Origin of the sequence: Vibrio sp. sp1, from assembly GCF_016920955.1 — a bacterium.
Classification (GTDB): domain Bacteria; phylum Pseudomonadota; class Gammaproteobacteria; order Enterobacterales; family Vibrionaceae; genus Vibrio; species Vibrio alginolyticus.
In genome coordinates, this window is sequence record NZ_CP060589.1 from 1,212,936 (window position 1) to 1,234,450 (window position 21,515).

The window sequence follows — 21,515 nt, forward strand, 5'->3', positions numbered from 1 at the left end:
TTTCATTGAGTCCATCAAAACCCCTTGGGTGTTGTATAGTTAAGCCTCACGGGCAATTAGTACAGGTTAGCTCAACGCCTCACAACGCTTACACACCCTGCCTATCGACGTCGTAGTCTACGACAACCCTTTAGGATACTTAAAGTATCAGGGAGAACTCATCTCAAGGCTCGCTTCCCGCTTAGATGCTTTCAGCGGTTATCGATCCCGAACTTAGCTACCGGGCAATGCGTCTGGCGACACAACCCGAACACCAGAGGTTCGTCCACTCCGGTCCTCTCGTACTAGGAGCAGCCCCTTTCAATTCTCCAACGCCCACGGCAGATAGGGACCGAACTGTCTCACGACGTTCTAAACCCAGCTCGCGTACCACTTTAAATGGCGAACAGCCATACCCTTGGGACCGACTTCAGCCCCAGGATGTGATGAGCCGACATCGAGGTGCCAAACACCGCCGTCGATATGAACTCTTGGGCGGTATCAGCCTGTTATCCCCGGAGTACCTTTTATCCGTTGAGCGATGGCCCTTCCATTCAGAACCACCGGATCACTATGACCTGCTTTCGCACCTGCTCGAATTGTCATTCTCGCAGTCAAGCGGGCTTATGCCATTGCACTAACCTCACGATGTCCAACCGTGATTAGCCCACCTTCGTGCTCCTCCGTTACGCTTTGGGAGGAGACCGCCCCAGTCAAACTACCCACCAGGCACTGTCCGCAACCCCGATAAGGGGTCAACGTTAGAACATCAACACTACAAGGGTGGTATTTCAAGGACGGCTCCACGCAATCTAGCGACTGCGTTTCAAAGCCTCCCACCTATCCTACACATGTAGGGTCAATGTTCAGTGCCAAGCTGTAGTAAAGGTTCACGGGGTCTTTCCGTCTAGCCGCGGGTACACTGCATCTTCACAGCGATTTCAATTTCACTGAGTCTCGGGTGGAGACAGCGTGGCCATCATTACGCCATTCGTGCAGGTCGGAACTTACCCGACAAGGAATTTCGCTACCTTAGGACCGTTATAGTTACGGCCGCCGTTTACCGGGGCTTCGATCAAGAGCTTCGACCGAAGTCTAACCCCATCAATTAACCTTCCGGCACCGGGCAGGCGTCACACCGTATACGTCATCTTGCGATTTTGCACAGTGCTGTGTTTTTAATAAACAGTTGCAGCCACCTGGTATCTGCGACTCTCAATAGCTCCATCCGCGAGGGACTTCACCGTCGAGAGCGTACCTTCTCCCGAAGTTACGGTACCATTTTGCCTAGTTCCTTCACCCGAGTTCTCTCAAGCGCCTTGGTATTCTCTACCCGACCACCTGTGTCGGTTTGGGGTACGATTCCTTACAATCTGAAGCTTAGAGGCTTTTCCTGGAAGCATGGCATCAATGACTTCACTACCGTAGTAGCTCGACGTCGTGTCTCAGCCTTAGAAAGAGCCGGATTTACCTAACTCTTCAGCCTACGCACTTGAACCTGGACAACCGTCGCCAGGTCCACCTAGCCTTCTCCGTCCCCCATCGCAATTGTAAGAAGTACGGGAATATTAACCCGTTTCCCATCGACTACGCCTTTCGGCCTCGCCTTAGGGGTCGACTTACCCTGCCCCGATTAACGTTGGACAGGAACCCTTGGTCTTCCGGCGAGGAGGTTTTTCACCCCCTTTATCGTTACTCATGTCAGCATTCGCACTTCTGATACGTCCAGCATGCGTTACCACACACCTTCAACCGCTTACAGAACGCTCCCCTACCCAATATACAAAAGTATATTGCCGCAGCTTCGGTTTACTACTTAGCCCCGTTACATCTTCCGCGCAGGCCGACTCGACCAGTGAGCTATTACGCTTTCTTTAAATGATGGCTGCTTCTAAGCCAACATCCTGGCTGTCTGAGCCTTCCCACATCGTTTCCCACTTAGTAGTAATTTGGGACCTTAGCTGGCGGTCTGGGTTGTTTCCCTCTCCACGACGGACGTTAGCACCCGCCGTGTGTCTCCCGGATAGTACTTACTGGTATTCGGAGTTTGCAAAGGGTTGGTAAGTCGGGATGACCCCCTAGCCTTAACAGTGCTCTACCCCCAGTAGTATTCGTCCGAGGCGCTACCTAAATAGCTTTCGGGGAGAACCAGCTATCTCCAGGTTTGATTGGCCTTTCACCCCTAGCCACAAGTCATCCGCTAATTTTTCAACATTAGTCGGTTCGGTCCTCCAGTTGATGTTACTCAACCTTCAACCTGCCCATGGCTAGATCACCTGGTTTCGGGTCTATATCCAGAGACTGAACGCCCAGTTAAGACTCGGTTTCCCTACGGCTCCCCTAGATGGTTAACCTTGCCACTGAATATAAGTCGCTGACCCATTATACAAAAGGTACGCAGTCACAGGACAAAGCCTGCTCCTACTGCTTGTACGTACACGGTTTCAGGTTCTATTTCACTCCCCTCACAGGGGTTCTTTTCGCCTTTCCCTCACGGTACTGGTTCACTATCGGTCAGTCAGTAGTATTTAGCCTTGGAGGATGGTCCCCCCATATTCAGACAGGATATCACGTGTCCCGCCCTACTCGATTTCACTGAACACACGTCGTCAACTACGGGACTATCACCCTGTATCGTCGGCCTTTCCAGGCTGTTCGTCTAACGCGTGTAAAGCTTAAGGGCTAGTCCAATTTCGCTCGCCGCTACTTTCGGAATCTCGGTTGATTTCTTTTCCTCGGGGTACTTAGATGTTTCAGTTCCCCCGGTTCGCTCTGTTGAGCTATGTATTCACTCAACAGTAATACCTTATGGTATTGGGTTTCCCCATTCGGAAATCCCAGACTCAAATGGTTTTTACTACCTAATCTGGGCTTATCGCAAGTTAATACGTCCTTCATCGCCTCTGACTGCCAAGGCATCCACCGTGTACGCTTAGTCACTTAACCATACAACCCGAAGGAGTTTCGAGTTGATGTTCAAATCACCAAAGTTGTCTCTCATTATTTGAATGAGCGAGAGACATTTCGATTTTGCCGGACTCAATTTCGAATAATCACTGTAAAGTGATATTCCCAAGAACACTTGAATGTGTTTTTTGGTGTTTGTCTTAAAGACAAACATTGAGAACTTTACAATCAACAATAAATTGTTGATTTGTCAGCTTTCCAAATTGTTAAAGAGCTATGTTAACTACAAGCTTACGCTTGTGAACTATCAATCTGTGTGGACACTCATCGTGAGTAATCATCGTTTAAGGAGGTGATCCAGCGCCAGGTTCCCCTAGCGCTACCTTGTTACGACTTCACCCCAGTCATGAACCACAAAGTGGTAAGCGTCCCCCGAAGGTTAAACTACCTACTTCTTTTGCAGCCCACTCCCATGGTGTGACGGGCGGTGTGTACAAGGCCCGGGAACGTATTCACCGTGGCATTCTGATCCACGATTACTAGCGATTCCGACTTCATGGAGTCGAGTTGCAGACTCCAATCCGGACTACGACGCACTTTTTGGGATTCGCTCACTTTCGCAAGTTGGCCGCCCTCTGTATGCGCCATTGTAGCACGTGTGTAGCCCTACTCGTAAGGGCCATGATGACTTGACGTCGTCCCCACCTTCCTCCGGTTTATCACCGGCAGTCTCCCTGGAGTTCCCACCCGAAGTGCTGGCAAACAAGGATAAGGGTTGCGCTCGTTGCGGGACTTAACCCAACATTTCACAACACGAGCTGACGACAGCCATGCAGCACCTGTCTCAGAGTTCCCGAAGGCACCAATCCATCTCTGGAAAGTTCTCTGGATGTCAAGAGTAGGTAAGGTTCTTCGCGTTGCATCGAATTAAACCACATGCTCCACCGCTTGTGCGGGCCCCCGTCAATTCATTTGAGTTTTAATCTTGCGACCGTACTCCCCAGGCGGTCTACTTAACGCGTTAGCTCCGAAAGCCACGGCTCAAGGCCACAACCTCCAAGTAGACATCGTTTACGGCGTGGACTACCAGGGTATCTAATCCTGTTTGCTCCCCACGCTTTCGCATCTGAGTGTCAGTATCTGTCCAGGGGGCCGCCTTCGCCACCGGTATTCCTTCAGATCTCTACGCATTTCACCGCTACACCTGAAATTCTACCCCCCTCTACAGTACTCTAGTCTGCCAGTTTCAAATGCTATTCCGAGGTTGAGCCCCGGGCTTTCACATCTGACTTAACAAACCACCTGCATGCGCTTTACGCCCAGTAATTCCGATTAACGCTCGCACCCTCCGTATTACCGCGGCTGCTGGCACGGAGTTAGCCGGTGCTTCTTCTGTCGCTAACGTCAAATAATGCAGCTATTAACTACACTACCTTCCTCACGACTGAAAGTGCTTTACAACCCGAAGGCCTTCTTCACACACGCGGCATGGCTGCATCAGGCTTGCGCCCATTGTGCAATATTCCCCACTGCTGCCTCCCGTAGGAGTCTGGACCGTGTCTCAGTTCCAGTGTGGCTGATCATCCTCTCAGACCAGCTAGGGATCGTCGCCTTGGTGAGCCCTTACCTCACCAACTAGCTAATCCCACCTAGGCATATCCTGACGCGAGAGGCCCGAAGGTCCCCCTCTTTGGCCCGTAGGCATCATGCGGTATTAGCCATCGTTTCCAATGGTTATCCCCCACATCAGGGCAATTTCCTAGGCATTACTCACCCGTCCGCCGCTCGACGCCGTTATCGTCCCCGAAGGTTCAGATAACTCGTTTCCGCTCGACTTGCATGTGTTAGGCCTGCCGCCAGCGTTCAATCTGAGCCATGATCAAACTCTTCAATTTAAGGTTTTGTTCGGCTCAATGAATACTGAACATTACATAAGTAATGTTTGAATTGACTGTGCTGAATCTTTCGATTCAATGGTCACTTCGTTTCATTGAAACCTAATTTGATACCGAGGTATCTAATTGGATTATCATCAACGAGTGCCCACACAGATTGATAGGTTCTTATTTTTAAAGAGCTTTTCTAACATTTTCAGCAACTTAGTTGCTCGTCGTTAGGGGTGCGTATCTTACTTCACACCGTGAGAGAGTCAAGCATTTTTTCAAATTTCTTTTCTCTCAATTCCGACTCGCTGTGTGACTTTCGTCTCACTCCGTGTCGGTGGATGCGCAGTATAGGGAGTTGAGAAATTAGTACAAGCGTTTTTTGCAAAAAAACTCTCAACCGAACAAATAACGAGCATTCTGCATAGATGCTCAACGATCTTGTCTAATATTTCGGGTTGCAGAGGATCTTTTCATGATGAAACACCTGACTTCTGCATTAAAAGATCGCCGATTTCTTTGTGATTTTGATTGCTGATCTTATCTCTCTTGGTTCTTTTTTCTCTTTCTATCTATATAAAGACGAAAAAAGAGCAGAACGATGACGAACTGCTCTTTTGGTCTTTGCTTTTTATTTGGGGTACTTCAGGTGAAGTCTTGGAAAAGTGTTTCTTCTATATATAGAAGAAAAGATCAGAGCATCCTTGCCCTTCTCTTTACGACAGATTAGTTAGGGGTATATCTAAATGTCGTTATTGTTCGATGACGCATTGAGCTCGTAAGAGTGGAGCATGCTTGCATTCCCAATGACGTCATCTTCGAGAGGAACTTAGTTCTTCAATACTTTTACGGTGTAGCTACCATCTTTTTGTTGGTATAAACCGTGGATGTCGGTTTCGAAACCTGGGTAATGCGCACCGATCTCACAAAGCATCTCTAGGAAGTCCAGCACAGGGCGAGACTCTTGAGTCACCATTTCACCAGGAAGTACTAGTGGCACACCTGGAGGGTAAGGAAGGATCATGTTCGCACTTACGCGGCCAACCATTTCTTCCAGTTTGATTTCTTCTACGTTACCGCGAAGCTCTTCTTGCCATGCTGCGTGTGGTGTTACTTTCATTTCTGGAAGTACATCGAACGCTTTGTACATTAGCTCTGGTAGGTTGTATTTCTTAGTTAGGTCATGAATTGCTTGTGCTAGTTCTTGAACGCGCATGCCTTCATAGAAGCTTGGGTCTTCGTTGTATAGCGAAGGTAGGAAGCTCTTGATGGTTAGGTTCAAGTCGTAGCCACGTTTAAATTCAGTTAGGCCGCGTAGCAATTGCATTGCTTTTGATTTGTCGATACCGATTGAGAATAGGAACAACAAGTTGTATGGACCTGTTTTCTCTACCACGATGCCGCGCTCGTCTAGGAATTTAGCCACCAGCGAAGCAGGAATACCTGATTCTTCTAGTTCGCCTTCTTTATTCATCCCCGGAGTCAGTAGCGTTACTTTGATTGGGTCAAGATACATGTGGTTGTCATCCATGTTCTTGAAGCCGTGCCATGTGTCGCTAGGGTCTAGTTTCCAACATTCCGTGGTATCGATGTTTTCTGGTTGCCATACATCGAAGAACCAGCTGTCGCTTTCTGCTTCTAGACGTTTGATCTCTTTACGGAAGCGGATTGCGCGATCGATAGAGTCTTGCATCAACTTCTTACCAGTGTTGCCGCGCATCATTGCCGCTGCAGTTTCAGTAGAAGCAACAATGCCGTACTGAGGTGAAGTTGAAGTGTGCATCATGAATGCTTCGTTGAAAGATTCTTTATCAAAGTCGCCTTTCACGTGAATCATTGAAGCTTGTGAGAACGCTGCCAACAGTTTATGTGTTGATTGTGTTTCGTAGAACACTTTGCCTGGCATAGCTTCACCACTCATACCACATTTACCTTCGTAAATTGGGTTGAAGTTAGTGTAAGGCACCCAAGCACTGTCGAAGTGGATGTGTTTACAATCTAGCGACTCTTTGATGAATTGTGTGTTGTACAACAGGCCATCGTAAGTTGAGTTAGTCACTACTGCGTAAGTTGGTGCTGTTGCACCTGGTGTCTTCGCCACTTTCTCTGCAATGACATCGCGGCTGAATTCGCTTTGTGGAATACCACCAAGGATGCCGTATGCGTTACGAGTTGGGCGGAAGTAGATTGGTGTCACGTCGCTCATCATCATTAGGTGAGTCAGAGATTTGTGACAGTTACGGTCAATCAGTACTGTGCTGCCAGCAGGTGCTGAGTACATACCAACGATTTTGTTCGATGTAGACGTACCGTTAGTTACGATGTACGAGCTGTCTGCATTGAATGTGCGTGCGATGTATTCTTCTGCATCTTTATGTGGACCTGAGTGGTCGAGCAGAGAACCTAGCTCAGGCATTGAGATTGATACGTCCGCTTTGAATGTGTTTGGACCGTAAAAATCGTAGAAGATGCTACCAGCAGGGCTTTTCTGGAATGCAGTACCGCCCATGTGACCTGGAGTACAGAAGGTGTATTTACCTTCTTCTACGTATTTGAATAGCGCTTTAGTGAATGGAGGCATGATGGCATCTTTGTATGCCTCAGTCGCTTGGTTGATTTTGATAGCGATGTCGTCAGCCATACCTAAAGCGTACTCGAAGAAGCTCACGTTTAGACGTAGGTCTGTTAGTGAAATGTCTAGAGTAGACTGTTCGTTAGCAAATGCGTGAACAGGCAGTTTTTCGTTGATTTGGCTGATACGTTCACATAGCTCTAGTGAGTATTTATCCCAGTCGAACAGCACACCGCAAATGCGAGGGTTCATCTCAATCATTTTGATCAAGTCTTTATCATCTACTGGGTAAACCACTTCGTAGCCCGCTTTCTCAAGAGCAGCGTGAAGTTGACGAACTGGCTCTTCTTTAAAGAACACACCCATGTGGTTCAAGATAGCGAATATATTCATTTGGACATCTCCAAGGCAAATGAGGGCGCTCTTTGCCATTTACAGGCAATGAGTAAAGTGAGCGCCGCGTGAATTTGGGTTTTATGGGCTGGCACCTTAGTGCCAGCGTTTTGGGGATTAGTTGCTTGCTTGGGCAGGCATGTCGTCAGCGTGCATTTTCACGTACTGAGCAAGACCTACTTTTTTGCTGTAGAACATCAAGATAACTAGAGACACGATGAAGGTTGCTGTTAGCGTACCGCCCTCTGCACCTGCTAGTGCGATGAAGCAGAACAGACAAGCCACACCAGAGAACAGCATTACGAAGCCGTTGCGTGTTGTCATACCTTCGAAGCGAATCAAGTTAATGCTTGAGTAGAAGTAAGGCAGCATTGTTAGTAGAACTGCGTCAGTCGTTAGCTGGTTGAACAGGTCTGATGCGTGTGCTGTTTTAGAGCTGAAGAACATCAGTACAACCATCAGTGCAGTCATCTTGATTGACGCAAGGATTAGACCTTTCTTAGGCACACCGTTTTTGTCAGTTTCGCCGTAGATTTTAGGGAAGTTGCCATCGCTTGCTGCACGTTTACCAGCCTCGCCCACCAGCATCATCCAAGAACCTAGCGAAGTGAAACATGCTAGTGCTGTGAATGCTGATACGAATGGTGCAGTCCAGCTACCGAATAGCTCAGTGGTTGCCAATGCAAATGGCGCACCTGATGCCGCAACTTCTGACGCTGGGAACATGCCGCTGATCATCTGAGTTGATAGGATGTAAATCACACCTGCGATACCAGTACCTAACATAGTTGCTAGTGGTACAGTACGTTTAGGGTTTTCTACCATACCCGTCGATACCGCTGCTGATTCCACACCTACGAATGACCATAGACAGATAAGAACCGCTGTTACTACCGCGTGGCTGTCAGTGCCTGCTGATACGTTCCAGTTTTGGCTGTAAAGCGCAGTATCGAAGTGCGTCCAACCAAATGCAGCTGTACCAACAACTGGGATAAGGATAAGAACTAAACCAAGCGTACATAGACGGCTTACCCAGCTACCACCAAGTAGGTTGACGAAAGTGAAGATCCATACCGATGCAATCGTCGCAATACCTGCTGGAATTGGGTTATTAAGCACAGGGAAGAATACTGAAAGGTAAGAAACACCTGTAATGGCAATAGCCAGGTTACCAATCCAGTTCGCGTGGTAATAAAGAACGCCCGTTTGGAAACCAAATACCGGAGACACTTCGCCAGCATAAGCGATAGGACCACCTTCTTGTGGGTTTTTGGTTGCCAGACGAGCGTAAACGAACGCCAGACTCAGTGCACCGACCAAACAGATCAGCCAACTGAAGATTGAAACAGAGCCTACAGAGGCAAGACTAGAAGGTAATAGTGCAATACCACTACCCATCATGTTACCGGCTACGACACCCGTACAGGCAATAAGGCCGATTTTTTTCGCATTCGATGACATAACATCTCCAAATCTATTCTACTCGAGTCAACATGACTCAAACTGAATGGTTATTAGCGAGATGCTATGAGGAGGAACCTTCTCGACCTCGCTAAATTTCGAAGTGAAGACTACGCCCAAAAATCGGGAAAAAAATAAACTTGGTGTTATCAATAAAATGATTAGTTCATCAACATCAAGTTGAGATAAACATGATAAACACAAAAATATAAAACCATATTATTTATACGGTTATAAGAAAAACATCAAACCTTCTACCGATAGATAAACTCTCATCAACTCGTTGGTCATCGCGATAAAAGTTATCAACCTCTATCAACTTCCCCATCCCGAAGGGTTAATTCCCTGAAGTGTTAATTCCATAAATCTCTCCCTGATCGCGCTTTTTGACCCACATCAATATTCATCTCGCCTGCAAGAAAGCATCAAAATCATTCTCGCCACATAACTCAGCCAGACACTTCATACAATCAATAGAGATAGAGATAGAGATAGAGATAGAGATAGAGATAGAGATAGAGATAGAGATAGAGATAGAGATAGAGATAGAGAAGCAAAGCGGGTATGTATTCCCGTTGCAAGCTTGCGCTGTTAGCTCCTTCGTAAGTCATTGCCCCACCGCCTCACCCTTTTCACTTTTCGACAGCGACAAAAAAGCCCCTCACCGAAATGAGGGGCTAGCATTAGACTGACGTTGAGTCCGAGAGAATTAAAGCATTCGAACGACAGAAGGGTGAACGGCGCGATACATGGCGTAATCAATCGCCTTCATGTTACTTGGGAAGACCAAGTTTTCGCACAGCAGGTACGTCTCAACCGACGTATCAATATAGAAAGCTTCACTGTAAGACTCACTGGCTAAATCCAGATCACCATCCAATTCGGCGTGCTTACCGCGAATCACATAGGAAAGCACTGAATCACGTAACCTCAATGCCTGTCCGAGATGCCGCTTGGCTAACGCCATGTCACCAATGATGGTTTCGTGCAGTGCTAAAGCTTCATAAATTCGCGGTTGAATTGGCCCCACCATCATTTTCACATTAGTCTCTAGTGCTTCACTGAGCTGCTGCATTCGCCCTTTCTTCAACTCCTGTGAGAAATCAAGTGCCTTTTGTACATGGTAAGCAATCAACAACTCAGCTTGAACGTAAGCATTATCCGGCTCGATTTCTAAAATGTTTTCCATCAAGTCGATACCTTGGCGGAATTGTTTAGTATCAGAGACATTAAGGTAATGGTTAGCCTGAACAAACAACTCCAACGCGTCGGGATTCATTGGCATTCCCGCCACCAGCATCGTAGATTTCAATTTGGCATCCGACACTTTCAGCACTTGCATCAAATCCAACGACGCTTGTTGAAGCACTGTCTTTAAATGACTACTGGTTAACGCGTATTGACGACTAAACAACACTTTCTCAGATGAGTTATTGCGATATTCCACCTCTAAAAAGCTGCCACCGTCATTCTCACGAACTCTCACCACAACCGATTTACCAGGCACAATGCCAGAAGTAAACGACGCCTTCTTTAGCATGACTCGGTAATCACTGACTTGAGCAATGTCGGACATCAACTTTTGGGCGAATCCGTCTGCCAAATCGTAGCTTAATCCTTCATTCGTAAAATTATCTTGAAACTTGAACTCAATCAGATGGGTATCGATGGCTTGGGTAATACGCACTTCCGACTGCTTGTAGGTAAACACGCCCATCACTACGACCAACATACTGATCCAGATGAAGTTCATAATTCCCAATCGCCAAGGGCTGATTTTGTTTTTGCTCTGAGGTGCTTTTTTCTCTTTTGACATCTCGCAGACTGCGCGAGTTAGAGGACCGGCAGGAAAGGTAACGGCTGGTGCTATAGGTAGACAATCCTCTTCCGATTCTTCAACAGAAGGTGGGATCTCTTCATTTTGCCGACTTGTGACAAACTCTTCATGCGTCATAGTAACCACGTTCGCTACCAGCTTATAGCCACGCTTGGGCACCGTGATAACGTAGTTGGTATTTTCCTCTCGACCGTCACGTAGTAGCTTACGCAACTCAAAGATGGATTGAGTCACCACTTGATCGGTCACAATCGCTCCAGCCCAAACGTACTGAATCAATTCCTCGCGGTTGAACACCTCATTCGCATGCTCCGCTAAGAAGTGCAAAAGATTAATTAAGCGTGGCTCAACAGTAACTTCCCTATCTTGTCGATACAGCTTATTTTCATCAACGCTCAAAACCCAGTCATTGATTTGAAAATAGACTCCAACCATGTATGAAAACTCTCGTATCTACAGACAGCGTTACGCTAGGAATCAGACAATGGTCGATTCCTACAAGTAACTAAAGGCAAGATTATAGGTGGGAAAGCAGCGTGTACCTAGAAAAGCAAGTCGCCAAAAATGCAAACTTAAGTTAAGTGATGCAAGAATGAGACTACTCAAGTGCTGCGAGGATAGAGCAATGTGTGGCGTCATCGTCTGTATGACCACAACAAGCATCATTAATCTTCTTCAAAGCTCGGCGAATTTTCGTCAGCTCGTTAATTTTCCCATCAATCAGCTCTAACTTAGCAGAAGTAATGGCTTTTACCTCTGCACAGCTGTGTTCTGTCGCTTCTAACTTAATTTCTAACAGGTCTTTAATTTCATCCAGACTCAAGCCAAGATCTTTACCTTTGAGGATAAAGTGCACCTGCTTTTGATTCTCTTCATCATACAAGCGGTAGCCTGACTCACTTCGTCCTGCGGGTTTTATTAGCGCGTTTTTCTCGTAGAAACGCAATGTATCGGCAGTCACACCACAACGTTTTGCCAGTTCACCTATCTGAAACATAACTTTCCCTATTAACTATCTCGTTACTTTTAAAGCTAAAGAACGACTTTTTTGCAATTATTTTTGAGATGCCAAACGATTGCGCGAGCTTTTTTGTAATAAATTGGTTAGAATACGCGCCATCAAATGTGGAGACTGTTTTCTAACCAGAAAACACCCTGCAAAGGTCTTTACCAAAACTGGCCAATATTTTACCCCAAGAGGTAAAAACAAGTTCATTTTTGGCAAACATCTTTAACTCCGTGAATTTGAGGAAAATGGAAGCATGAATAACGCTCGTCCTATTCGCCGTGCGCTTATCAGCGTATCAGACAAAACAGGTATTGTTGAGTTTGCGCAAGCTCTTGCTGAGCGCGGTGTCGATATCCTATCTACTGGTGGTACAGCTCGCCTACTTGCCGAACAAGGCATCGCCGTAACCGAAGTCTCTGACTACACTGGTTTCCCAGAAATGATGGACGGCCGCGTTAAAACGCTTCACCCAAAAGTTCACGGTGGTGTGCTTGGTCGTCGTGGCCAAGATGATGACGTGATGGAAAAGCACGGCATCAACCCTATCGATATGGTTGTCGTAAACCTATACCCATTCGCAGAAACCGTTGCCAAAGAAGGCTGTACACTAGCCGACGCGGTTGAAAACATCGATATCGGCGGCCCAACCATGGTTCGTTCTGCAGCGAAAAACCACAAAGACGTGACTATCGTTGTTAACGCAGGTGATTACGGCCGCGTAATTGCAGAGATGGACGCAAACGACAAATCTCTCACTCTCGAAACTCGCTTCGACCTTGCCATCGCTGCTTTTGAACACACTGCCGCTTACGATGGCATGATCGCAAACTACTTCGGCACTATGGTTCCATCTTACGGTGAGAACAAAGAAGGTGATGAAGAGTCTAAATTCCCACGTACTTTCAACCAACAGTTCGAGAAGAAACAAGACATGCGCTACGGTGAGAACAGCCACCAAGCAGCCGCATTCTACGTTGAAGCAAACCCACAAGAAGCATCCGTTTCTACTGCTCGCCAAATCCAAGGTAAAGCCCTTTCTTACAACAACATCGCAGACACGGACGCCGCACTTGAGTGTGTGAAAGAGTTCAACGAGCCAGCATGTGTGATCGTAAAACACGCGAACCCATGTGGTGTAGCGCTGGGTAAAGACATTCTAGAAGCATACAACCGCGCTTACCAAACTGACCCAACATCAGCGTTCGGCGGCATCATTGCATTCAACCAAGAGCTAGATGCTGAAACAGCAACCGCTATTGTTGAACGTCAATTCGTTGAGGTCATCATCGCTCCTTCCGTTTCTGCTGAAGCGATTGAAGTGGTTGCAGCGAAGAAGAACGTGCGTCTACTTGAATGTGGCGAATGGACAACGAAGACAACTGGCTTTGACGTGAAACGGGTGAATGGCGGTCTACTGGTTCAAGACCGTGACCAAGGCATGGTAAGCCTAGACGATCTAAAAGTGGTTTCTAAGCGCCAGCCAACAGAAGAAGAGCTGAAAGATGCCCTATTCTGCTGGAAAGTAGCGAAATACGTGAAATCTAACGCAATCGTTTACTCGAAAGGCGACATGACTATCGGTGTAGGTGCTGGCCAAATGAGCCGCGTTTACTCTGCGAAAATCGCAGGCATCAAAGCTGCAGACGAAGGTCTACAGGTTGAAGGTTGTGTAATGGCATCAGATGCATTCTTCCCATTCCGTGACGGTATCGACGCGGCTGCAGAAGCGGGCATCAAGTGTGTGATCCAACCAGGTGGTTCTATGCGTGATGACGAAGTTATCGCAGCGGCAGACGAACACGGCATGGCGATGATCTTTACCGGTATGCGTCACTTCCGCCACTAATCCTCTCGTCTTCACTGGGACGATAACTGCGTTGACGGCGTTCACTTATCCTAATCACATAGCATACTATGCTCATAGGAATAAGTTCACTTGTCGCCTTGTCCTCGTCCCATTGAATTAGAGAGGCCATACTCAGGTCTTTGCGAAATATCTGAGTTTGAGCAAACGGTATTTATAAGATTAAGGATTTTCATATGCGAGTTTTAATCATTGGTTCAGGCGGTCGTGAACATGCGCTAGGCTGGAAAGCAGCGCAAAACCCAAATGTTGAGACTATTTTCATTGCTCCAGGCAACGCAGGTACAGCACTAGAGCCAAAACTAGAGAACGTAAACATCGATGTAGAAGACATCGCTGGCCTTGTTGCTTTCGCCAAAGAGAAGGCGATTGAACTGACTATCGTTGGCCCAGAAGCACCGCTGGTTATTGGTGTGGTTGATGCGTTCCGCGAAGCGGGCTTACCAATCTTTGGTCCTACCCAAGCCGCAGCGCAACTTGAAGGCTCTAAAGCGTTTACCAAAGACTTCCTTGCTCGTCACCAAATTCCAACGGGTGCCTACGCGAATTTCACTGAAATCGAGCCTGCACTGGCTTACGTGCGTGAGCAAGGTGCACCGATCGTGGTGAAAGCCGACGGCCTTGCAGCTGGTAAAGGCGTGATTGTGGCAATGACGCTAGAAGAAGCTGAGGACGCAATCAAAGACATGCTAGCAGGCAACGCATTTGGTGATGCTGGTAGTCGTGTCGTTATCGAAGAGTTCCTAGATGGTGAAGAAGCAAGCTTCATCGTGATGGTGGATGGTGAGAACGTTCTGCCAATGGCCACCAGCCAAGACCACAAACGCGTAGGCGACAAAGATACTGGTCCTAACACCGGTGGCATGGGAGCATACTCTCCAGCTCCAGTGGTAACACAGGAAATCCACAACCGCATCATGGAAGAAGTGATTTACCCAACAGTACGTGGCATGGCCTCTGAAGGTAACCCTTACACTGGTTTCCTATACGCGGGTCTGATGATCGACAAAGACGGCACTCCGAAAGTAATCGAGTACAACTGCCGCTTCGGTGATCCTGAGACACAACCTATCATGATGCGCATGGAATCGGATCTTGTTGATCTGTGCCTAGCGGCAATCGACGAGAAACTGGATCAAGCGGAATCGAAGTGGGATCCACGAGCATCGATTGGTATCGTGCTAGCAGCCGGTGGTTATCCAGCAGCGTACAACAAAGGCGACGTTATTTCGGGTCTGCCACAAGTTGAAATTGAAGGCGAAAAAGTCTTCCATGCTGGTACAGATAACAAAGATGGCGACATCGTGACAAACGGTGGTCGTGTTCTTTGTGCAACCGCACTTGGCAACAGTGTATCAGAAGCGCAGCAGCGTGCTTACGAGCTTGCAAAACAGATCCGTTGGGATGGCATGTTCCATCGCAACGACATCGGCTACCGTGCAATTGCACGTGAGCAAGAAAAATAAAAACAACATGAGTTGGCTAAAAAACAAAAGGCGCACTCAGCGCCTTTTTTATTGTTCTTGTTCGACAGAATTCGAAGCAATGTTTATTCAGAGATCAACGTTGGCCGAGAAACACAATCAAAGTCATCGTCATTGAGCATCAACAGTTCATCGACCATTGCTTTGTTTCGTGACTGCTTGCCGACAAAAGCCACATAACTGTCTACCGATGAGAGACGCTCGATAATAAATTTTGGCAACGTCTGATTAAACTCGAGCGTCGAGAACACCTTACCTTTGCAGGTTTCAAACGATTGACCATTCCAATAACCTTGAATAAGGCTCTGATTGTTACGAGACTGCGCCTTAACCGATGCCACTACGTCATTCGCTTCTGCTTTGTAGCGCTCTAATTGGTCATGCTGAAGTGGTAAGACTTTACGGTTAACACGATATTTTTGGTAAACCGCTTCGCCATCTTTATTGAAACGGATGTGGATTTGAAAAGGCACCAACTCTTGTTTGGTATCAACTTGCTCGCCTTTTCGAATCAACTCTCGCAACTCACCTTCATCCCAGCGATAATCACTCTGGAACCAACCATTGTCCACCATAGTCACATAATCAGCCGCCGTACTCACACGAGTGAGTTTCTCTGTCATCCAGTACAAGCTGCTAGCATCTCCCGCAACTTTACCACCAGAAAAATGCGTGAATTGTTCTAAATTAGGAGTTTCAACCGACGAACAGCCAAAAAGGGTAAGGCTAGATAGGAGAAGTGAAGTGAGTAGATGTTTTTTCATGAAATTGCACCGAGGCAGGATACCTCGGTGCATTCTAACTTAGTTTACTGATTCTTTCAGCGCTTTACCTGCTACGAATGCTGGTACGTTAGCTGCTGCGATTTGAATCTCGTCACCAGTCTTAGGGTTACGACCAGTACGTGCAGCGCGGTGGTTTACTTTGAATGTACCAAAACCAATTAGTTGAACTTGGTCACCCTCTTTAAGTGCGCCAGTTACACCATCAAGAGTCGCTTCAAGAGCAGCTTTTGCTTGTGCTTTTGATAGGTCGGCTTTCTCTGCGATAAAGTCGATTAATTGGGTCTTGTTCATTAGGTTTCCCTTCTCATAGGTTATCGAATTCGTCTCACTCTAAAACATAAATGCCCCATCTGGCAAAGGTTTGTAAGCGATCTTTCGATTTTCTGACGTACTTTTAGCCATAATATGAGTAATAACTCACAATTTGTTACCACATACCCCCTGAAAACCCTTGCTTTCCAAGGTATTTGGACCAATTTATAAGTCACTTTTGCGGTTATAATAGCTGCAAATAACCACTATCAAACTACATTCAAGGGCAACTATGCTGCTGTTATCCATTTATATCTCTATTGCAATCGGCATTTCGTTTATCTGTTCGGTGCTGGAGGCGGTACTGCTGAGTATCAGTCCGAGCTACATTGCGCAGCTCAATCAACAGGGGCATCCCGCAGCTGGGCAATTGGCTAAGCTGAAATCAGATATCGACCGACCACTGGCATCTATTCTGACTTTAAACACCATCGCTCACACTATCGGCGCGGCCACTGCTGGTGCACAAGCTGCGGTTGTATTTGGTAGCGAAGCATTAGGTATCTTTTCGGCAGTGCTGACATTGGCGATCTTAGTGCTTTCAGAAATCGTACCGAAGACGATTGGCGCGACCTACTGGCGTCAGTTGGCACCCACTGCCGCGGTCGCATTGCGTTGGATGGTATGGGCGCTTACACCCTTTGTTTGGTTCTCAGAGCAAATCACCAAGCGTCTTGCTCGTAACCACGAAGCTCCAAAGATGCGTGATGAGCTGTCTGCAATGGCGATTCTGGCACGTGAAAGCGGTGAGTTTGCCGAGGGTGAATCAAAAATCTTAAGCAACCTGCTTGGCATCCAAGATGTACCCGTAACGCAGGTTATGACGCCACGACCAGTAGTATTCCGTGTCGATGCCACAATGACCATCAATGAGTTCCTAGAAAAACACAAAGATACGCCTTTCTCACGCCCATTGGTTTACAGCGAGCAGAAAGATAACATCATTGGTTTTGTGCATCGCCTTGAGTTGTTCAAACTACAACAATCAGGTAGTGGGCAGAAACAGTTGGGAGCAATCATGCGCCCAATTCAAGTGGTGCTAAACAATACCACTTTACCTAAAGTATTCGACCAGATGATGACTCATCGCTTACAGCTGGCACTTGTTGTTGATGAATACGGTACCGTGCTAGGTTTGGTAACGTTGGAAGATATTTTTGAACACCTCGTAGGCGTGGAGATCATCGACGAAGCAGATAAAAGCACTGACATGCAGGAGCTGGCTTACCAACGCTGGGAAAGCTGGAAAGAAATGCACGGCGTAATCGAAAGCCGCGATGACGATGAAGAAGATAACGAGCTGGAGAAGCAGGATAAAGAGCCAGAAGCTCAAGAGCCACCGAAACCCGACTCGAAAGAATCGTAATCAGCATTAGGTATAACAGCTTAAACGCACAAACAAAAAAGGCATCCAGTTAGGATGCCTTTTTCTATTTATTCAACAATTAAAGTGCAATACCGATGTTGCTCACACCTTCTTCACGTAGCTCTTCACGCAAATCTTTAATCAAGCTGATGTCACGTTCTACTGCTTCACGCAGCGGACGGAAGATAGCCCACTGGACGTCCCACTCTTCACATACGGCTTCGTTTTCTTTCTGGTTGTCGTTAGTGATTGGCTCTGCGCCTTGTGCTTGCTCTAGATCAGCAACGGTTTGTACCGACTGTTGACTCACTTTAAGCATTGAATCGAAAAGGTAGTCGCGGTCCAATAGACCATGCAGTAACGTAGACAACCCCTGACACGCGTCCATCGCTGGGTAAACGCCGTAAAAATCGAACTCATCCGCACTTGGGAACAACTCTTCTAACTTCTCCAATTGACGTTCGAAGTTAATTTTCGCGTTCTTAACTGTCAAAATTTCCCATACACTATCAAGAATCGCTCGGTAAGCACGCGGGTCAGCAAATTCTGTATTCTCACAAAACATCGCATAGTTTGGATACATGCGTTCACACAGACACGCCATAAAGGTAATTTGTTGCCAAGGTTCTAGTTTTTCTAAACGAACCTGAAGAGGATTCTTAAGCATAGTCACTCAATCATTGAAGAAAAAAACAGCGAAAGTGTACTTGATTCATCACAGGGAAAAAAGTTAATGCCGCATTCAAATCAGATTTTCCTGCTCTCAGAGCATCGCGACACCTACAAAACGTTACTGGCAGAGAAAAATCTGCCCGATCTTTGCCTCACCGACCAACCAGAAGCCGCTCAGATCGTACTAGCGGATCCACCCTTACTATCACAAAGCTTAGACGAGTTTTCACAGCTTGAATGGGTGCAATCCACGTTTGCTGGTGTCAACGCCTTAACATCCCCTAGCCTTCGTCAGGACTATACTCTAACTAACGTTCGAGGCATCTTTGGTCCACTGATTGCTGAATATGTTTTGGGTTACAGTATTGCCCATTACCGCCACTTTGCCCGATACCACCAGCAGCAACAAAACAAACAATGGCAGCCTCACCTGTACACGTCATTAAAAAGTAAAACCATGGTAATTCTTGGTACCGGTAGCATTGGGGGCTATCTGGGCAACGCCGCTAAAGCAATGGGGATAAAAACTATCGGTATTAACCGCACAGGTATCCCTACTCCAGGCGGCGAGTTTCATCAGACCTTTCATATCAATGAACTAAGTAAGGCATTTGAGCAAGCCGACATCGTTGTGAATACTCTACCAAGTACAGCTGAGACGCGACAGTTACTTAATCGTCAAACGCTCAGCCAACTAAATCAGGCGTTATTGTTTAACGTAGGTCGTGGCGACGTACTGGATGAGGCAGGGTTGCTCTTCGCTCTGAAAAACCGTTGGGTAGAACACGCCTTCTTAGATGTGTTTGAGCAAGAACCGTTGTCGGTAGAGCATCCATTTTGGAAACTACCGCAAGTCACCATCACTCCACACATTGCTGCGCTGAGTTTTCCCGAGCAAGTCATCGAGATTTTTGCTGACAACTATCTACGCTGGCGCGATGGGTTTTCATTAAATTATCAAGTGGATTTCGAAAAGGGTTACTAAGAATGTCGTTAGACGAGCTATTGCAGCAAGTGAGGGCCTGCCAGATCTGCGCGGATAACTTACCTTTGGGTGCAAACCCTGTCGTGCAAGCAGCAAAAGGGGCACGCATCCTAATCATCGGTCAGGCCCCTGGCACACGTGTACACAAAACCTCGATACCTTGGAATGACCCAAGTGGTGATCGATTACGCCAATGGCTCGATATCGACAAAGACGTTTTCTACGACCCAAATAAAATTGCCATTGTCCCAATGGGATTCTGTTATCCAGGCAAAGGGAACTCTGGTGATTTACCGCCTCGTAAAGAATGTGCGCCCACTTGGCATAAAAAGATTCTTGAGCAACTGCCCAATATAGAGCTCACTCTACTAATTGGTCAGTACTCGCAGCAGTACTATCTCACCAACAAACCAAAGACGCTCACGCAAACTGTTCAGCAATGGCAAGATTGGGAACCGGACTTTATCCCGCTCCCTCACCCATCCCCACGCAATACATTGTGGTTAAAGAAGAATCCTTGGTTTGAATCTGACGTCGTGCCATACCTTAAAAAACGCGTTCACTCGATGCTTTAGGTTACCCATGATCTAATTGCTTGTTTATCTGTACAAGAAAATTAGAACATAAAACCAGAAATCATAAGTATTTGTTTATATTAAACTTTAATGTCTAGTGTACAGCTAGAGTAGTAATTAGATCATAGTAGGCCAAATACTACTAGAGCTGTACAGCCTTGAGTCTCAGATAGAAAAGCTGAATTTTAGGCAAAAAAATACCGGCACTGAATGCCGGCATTTGATTTCAAAAAAATCTAACTTACTTGTGGTATGGCTTAGATAACTCGTGTACCGCATCCACAAATACGCCCGCGTTTTCTGGCGGTACATCCAAGTGGATACCGTGACCTAGGTTGAACACATGACCAGTCCCCGTATCACCAAATCCTTCTAGGATATCCGCTACTTCTTCGCGGATGCGCTCTGGTGAAGCGTAAAGCATTGATGGGTCCATATTACCTTGCAGCGCCACTTTATCACCGATACGTGCTTTCGCGTCAGCAATGTTGATTGTCCAGTCTAGACCAACCGCATCACAGCCCGTAGCTGCGATTTGCTCAAGCCACATGCCGCCATTCTTAGTAAACAGTGTGACTGGCACGCGACGACCGTCGTTTTCACGAATCAGACCATCTACAATCTTGTGCATGTATTGCAGTGAGAACAGATTGTAATCACGAGGCGTTAGTACGCCACCCCATGTGTCAAATACCATTACCGATTGCGCACCCGCTTTAATTTGCGCGTTTAAGTACTCGATAACGCTGTCTGCCAGCTTATCTAGAAGTAGGTGCAGAGTTTGTGGTTCCGCGTACATCATCTTCTTGATCTTGGTAAACGCTTTAGAGCTACCACCTTCGATCATGTACGTCGCAAGAGTCCAAGGACTACCAGAAAAACCAATCAGCGGCACTTCACCCTTCAGGTCTTTACGGATCTGGCGTACTGCGTTCATTACGTATTGCAGTTCACCTTCAGGATCTGGCAAACCAATTTTTTCCACATCGGCTTTGCATGTAATTGGGTTATCAAAAACAGGTCCTTCACCCGCAGCAAAACGCAAACCAAGCCCCATTGCATCTGGAATCGTTAAGATGTCCGAGAATAAGATCGCGGCATCAAGAGGAAAACGGCGTAATGGTTGAAGTGTCACTTCGGATGCTAATTCTGCATTTCGACACAAAGACATGAAATCACCCGCTTCTGCACGAGTCGCTTTGTATTCTGGTAGGTAACGACCTGCCTGGCGCATCATCCATACTGGCGTGTAATCTACCGGCTCTTTTAAAAGCGCACGCAGATAACGATCATTTTTTAATTCAGTCATTCCGTAATTCCAACTGTTAGGCTTTCTGTGAAAGGGGGTATTCTATCACTGATTTAAGTCCAATAGCTGTGTGCTTTGCAACCTGGATCAAGTTATTAACTTTTAAATCAATGCTTAATTTG

General features: G+C 46.8%; 13 protein-coding genes and 2 rRNA genes. 5 read left to right on the forward strand and 10 right to left on the reverse strand.

Features of this window, described 5'->3' with window-relative positions:
- Positions 1 to 35 precede the first annotated feature (35 nt).
- The 6 genes from H9L11_RS05720 to zntR all read right to left on the reverse strand — a co-directional run bounded on the left by H9L11_RS05720 (position 36) and on the right by zntR (position 12,029).
- A 23S ribosomal RNA gene (locus H9L11_RS05720) occupies positions 36 to 2,925 on the reverse strand.
- A gap of 306 nt (positions 2,926 to 3,231) precedes the next feature.
- Positions 3,232 to 4,781: ribosomal RNA gene (locus H9L11_RS05725) — 16S ribosomal RNA — on the reverse strand.
- The 16S and 23S rRNA genes sit together here, the layout of an rRNA operon.
- 817 nt (positions 4,782 to 5,598) lie before the next feature.
- Positions 5,599 to 7,734: a lysine decarboxylase CadA gene (locus tag H9L11_RS05730; protein ID WP_005451159.1), complete on the reverse strand. Its 2,136-nt coding sequence runs from the start codon at positions 7,732 to 7,734 to the stop codon at positions 5,599 to 5,601.
- 117 nt (positions 7,735 to 7,851) lie between these two features.
- Entirely contained in the window at positions 7,852 to 9,195 is a 1,344-nt protein-coding gene (gene cadB, locus H9L11_RS05735) for a cadaverine/lysine antiporter (RefSeq protein ID WP_205391030.1), read from the reverse strand.
- 709 nt (positions 9,196 to 9,904) lie between these two features.
- Entirely contained in the window at positions 9,905 to 11,467 is a 1,563-nt protein-coding gene (gene cadC / locus H9L11_RS05740) for a lysine decarboxylation/transport transcriptional activator CadC (RefSeq protein ID WP_005382530.1), read from the reverse strand.
- A gap of 163 nt (positions 11,468 to 11,630) precedes the next feature.
- Positions 11,631 to 12,029, reverse strand: coding sequence for a Zn(2+)-responsive transcriptional regulator (zntR, locus tag H9L11_RS05745; protein ID WP_005382529.1), 399 nt, complete (start codon positions 12,027 to 12,029; stop codon positions 11,631 to 11,633).
- A 265-nt stretch (positions 12,030 to 12,294) separates the two neighbouring features.
- Here zntR and purH point away from each other — a divergent pair, with 265 nt between their 5' ends.
- Both purH and purD read left to right on the forward strand, forming a co-directional pair.
- Positions 12,295 to 13,887: a bifunctional phosphoribosylaminoimidazolecarboxamide formyltransferase/IMP cyclohydrolase gene (gene purH / locus H9L11_RS05750; RefSeq protein WP_033907147.1), complete on the forward strand. Its 1,593-nt coding sequence runs from the start codon at positions 12,295 to 12,297 to the stop codon at positions 13,885 to 13,887.
- Between the two features lie 194 nt (positions 13,888 to 14,081).
- Complete coding sequence (purD, locus tag H9L11_RS05755; protein ID WP_054577303.1) at positions 14,082 to 15,371, forward strand: phosphoribosylamine--glycine ligase; 1,290 nt, start codon at positions 14,082 to 14,084, stop codon at positions 15,369 to 15,371.
- 83 nt (positions 15,372 to 15,454) lie between these two features.
- Here the strand turns inward: purD and H9L11_RS05760 are convergent, their stop codons facing one another.
- Positions 15,455 to 16,153 (reverse strand): DUF1481 domain-containing protein, encoded by a 699-nt coding sequence (locus H9L11_RS05760; RefSeq protein ID WP_033907149.1) that lies wholly within the window; start codon positions 16,151 to 16,153, stop codon positions 15,455 to 15,457.
- A 39-nt stretch (positions 16,154 to 16,192) separates the two neighbouring features.
- Entirely contained in the window at positions 16,193 to 16,465 is a 273-nt protein-coding gene (hupA, locus tag H9L11_RS05765; RefSeq protein WP_005382524.1) for a nucleoid-associated protein HU-alpha, read from the reverse strand.
- Between the two features lie 253 nt (positions 16,466 to 16,718).
- Here hupA and H9L11_RS05770 point away from each other — a divergent pair, with 253 nt between their 5' ends.
- The gene (locus H9L11_RS05770) at positions 16,719 to 17,852 is read left to right on the forward strand and encodes a hemolysin family protein (RefSeq protein WP_205391031.1); all 1,134 of its coding nucleotides are present in this window, start codon (positions 16,719 to 16,721) and stop codon (positions 17,850 to 17,852) included.
- 79 nt (positions 17,853 to 17,931) lie between these two features.
- On the opposite strand, the gene H9L11_RS05775 is transcribed toward H9L11_RS05770, so the two are convergent.
- Entirely contained in the window at positions 17,932 to 18,519 is a 588-nt protein-coding gene (locus tag H9L11_RS05775; RefSeq protein ID WP_005382520.1) for a DUF416 family protein, read from the reverse strand.
- 66 nt (positions 18,520 to 18,585) lie between these two features.
- Between H9L11_RS05775 and H9L11_RS05780 the strand changes: the two genes are divergently transcribed.
- Together H9L11_RS05780 and H9L11_RS05785 are read left to right on the forward strand one after the other, a co-directional pair.
- Complete coding sequence (locus H9L11_RS05780; protein WP_205391032.1) at positions 18,586 to 19,509, forward strand: D-2-hydroxyacid dehydrogenase; 924 nt, start codon at positions 18,586 to 18,588, stop codon at positions 19,507 to 19,509.
- A gap of 2 nt (positions 19,510 to 19,511) precedes the next feature.
- Positions 19,512 to 20,084 (forward strand): uracil-DNA glycosylase family protein, encoded by a 573-nt coding sequence (locus H9L11_RS05785; RefSeq protein ID WP_005382518.1) that lies wholly within the window; start codon positions 19,512 to 19,514, stop codon positions 20,082 to 20,084.
- A 241-nt stretch (positions 20,085 to 20,325) separates the two neighbouring features.
- Here the strand turns inward: H9L11_RS05785 and hemE are convergent, their stop codons facing one another.
- Positions 20,326 to 21,393 carry a uroporphyrinogen decarboxylase gene (gene hemE / locus H9L11_RS05790; RefSeq protein WP_005397282.1) on the reverse strand — a complete coding sequence of 356 codons (1,068 nt, stop codon included), beginning with the start codon at positions 21,391 to 21,393 and terminating at the stop codon, positions 20,326 to 20,328.
- Positions 21,394 to 21,515 lie beyond the last annotated feature (122 nt).

What these genes read in the sequence shown, in the direction of transcription:
- hupA (WP_005382524.1), bottom strand. Translation starts at nt 16,465, where the DNA reads ATGAACAAGACCCAATTAATCGACTTTATCGCAGAGAAAGCCGACCTA.
- H9L11_RS05770 (WP_205391031.1), top strand. Translation starts at nt 16,719, where the DNA reads ATGCTGCTGTTATCCATTTATATCTCTATTGCAATCGGCATTTCGTTT.
- H9L11_RS05780 (WP_205391032.1), top strand. Translation starts at nt 18,586, where the DNA reads ATGCCGCATTCAAATCAGATTTTCCTGCTCTCAGAGCATCGCGACACC.
- purH (WP_033907147.1), top strand. Translation starts at nt 12,295, where the DNA reads ATGAATAACGCTCGTCCTATTCGCCGTGCGCTTATCAGCGTATCAGAC.
- H9L11_RS05760 (WP_033907149.1), bottom strand. Translation starts at nt 16,153, where the DNA reads ATGAAAAAACATCTACTCACTTCACTTCTCCTATCTAGCCTTACCCTT.
- hemE (WP_005397282.1), bottom strand. Translation starts at nt 21,393, where the DNA reads ATGACTGAATTAAAAAATGATCGTTATCTGCGTGCGCTTTTAAAAGAG.
- cadC (WP_005382530.1), bottom strand. Translation starts at nt 11,467, where the DNA reads ATGGTTGGAGTCTATTTTCAAATCAATGACTGGGTTTTGAGCGTTGAT.
- purD (WP_054577303.1), top strand. Translation starts at nt 14,082, where the DNA reads ATGCGAGTTTTAATCATTGGTTCAGGCGGTCGTGAACATGCGCTAGGC.
- H9L11_RS05785 (WP_005382518.1), top strand. Translation starts at nt 19,512, where the DNA reads ATGTCGTTAGACGAGCTATTGCAGCAAGTGAGGGCCTGCCAGATCTGC.
- H9L11_RS05775 (WP_005382520.1), bottom strand. Translation starts at nt 18,519, where the DNA reads ATGCTTAAGAATCCTCTTCAGGTTCGTTTAGAAAAACTAGAACCTTGG.
- H9L11_RS05730 (WP_005451159.1), bottom strand. Translation starts at nt 7,734, where the DNA reads ATGAATATATTCGCTATCTTGAACCACATGGGTGTGTTCTTTAAAGAA.
- zntR (WP_005382529.1), bottom strand. Translation starts at nt 12,029, where the DNA reads ATGTTTCAGATAGGTGAACTGGCAAAACGTTGTGGTGTGACTGCCGAT.
- cadB (WP_205391030.1), bottom strand. Translation starts at nt 9,195, where the DNA reads ATGTCATCGAATGCGAAAAAAATCGGCCTTATTGCCTGTACGGGTGTC.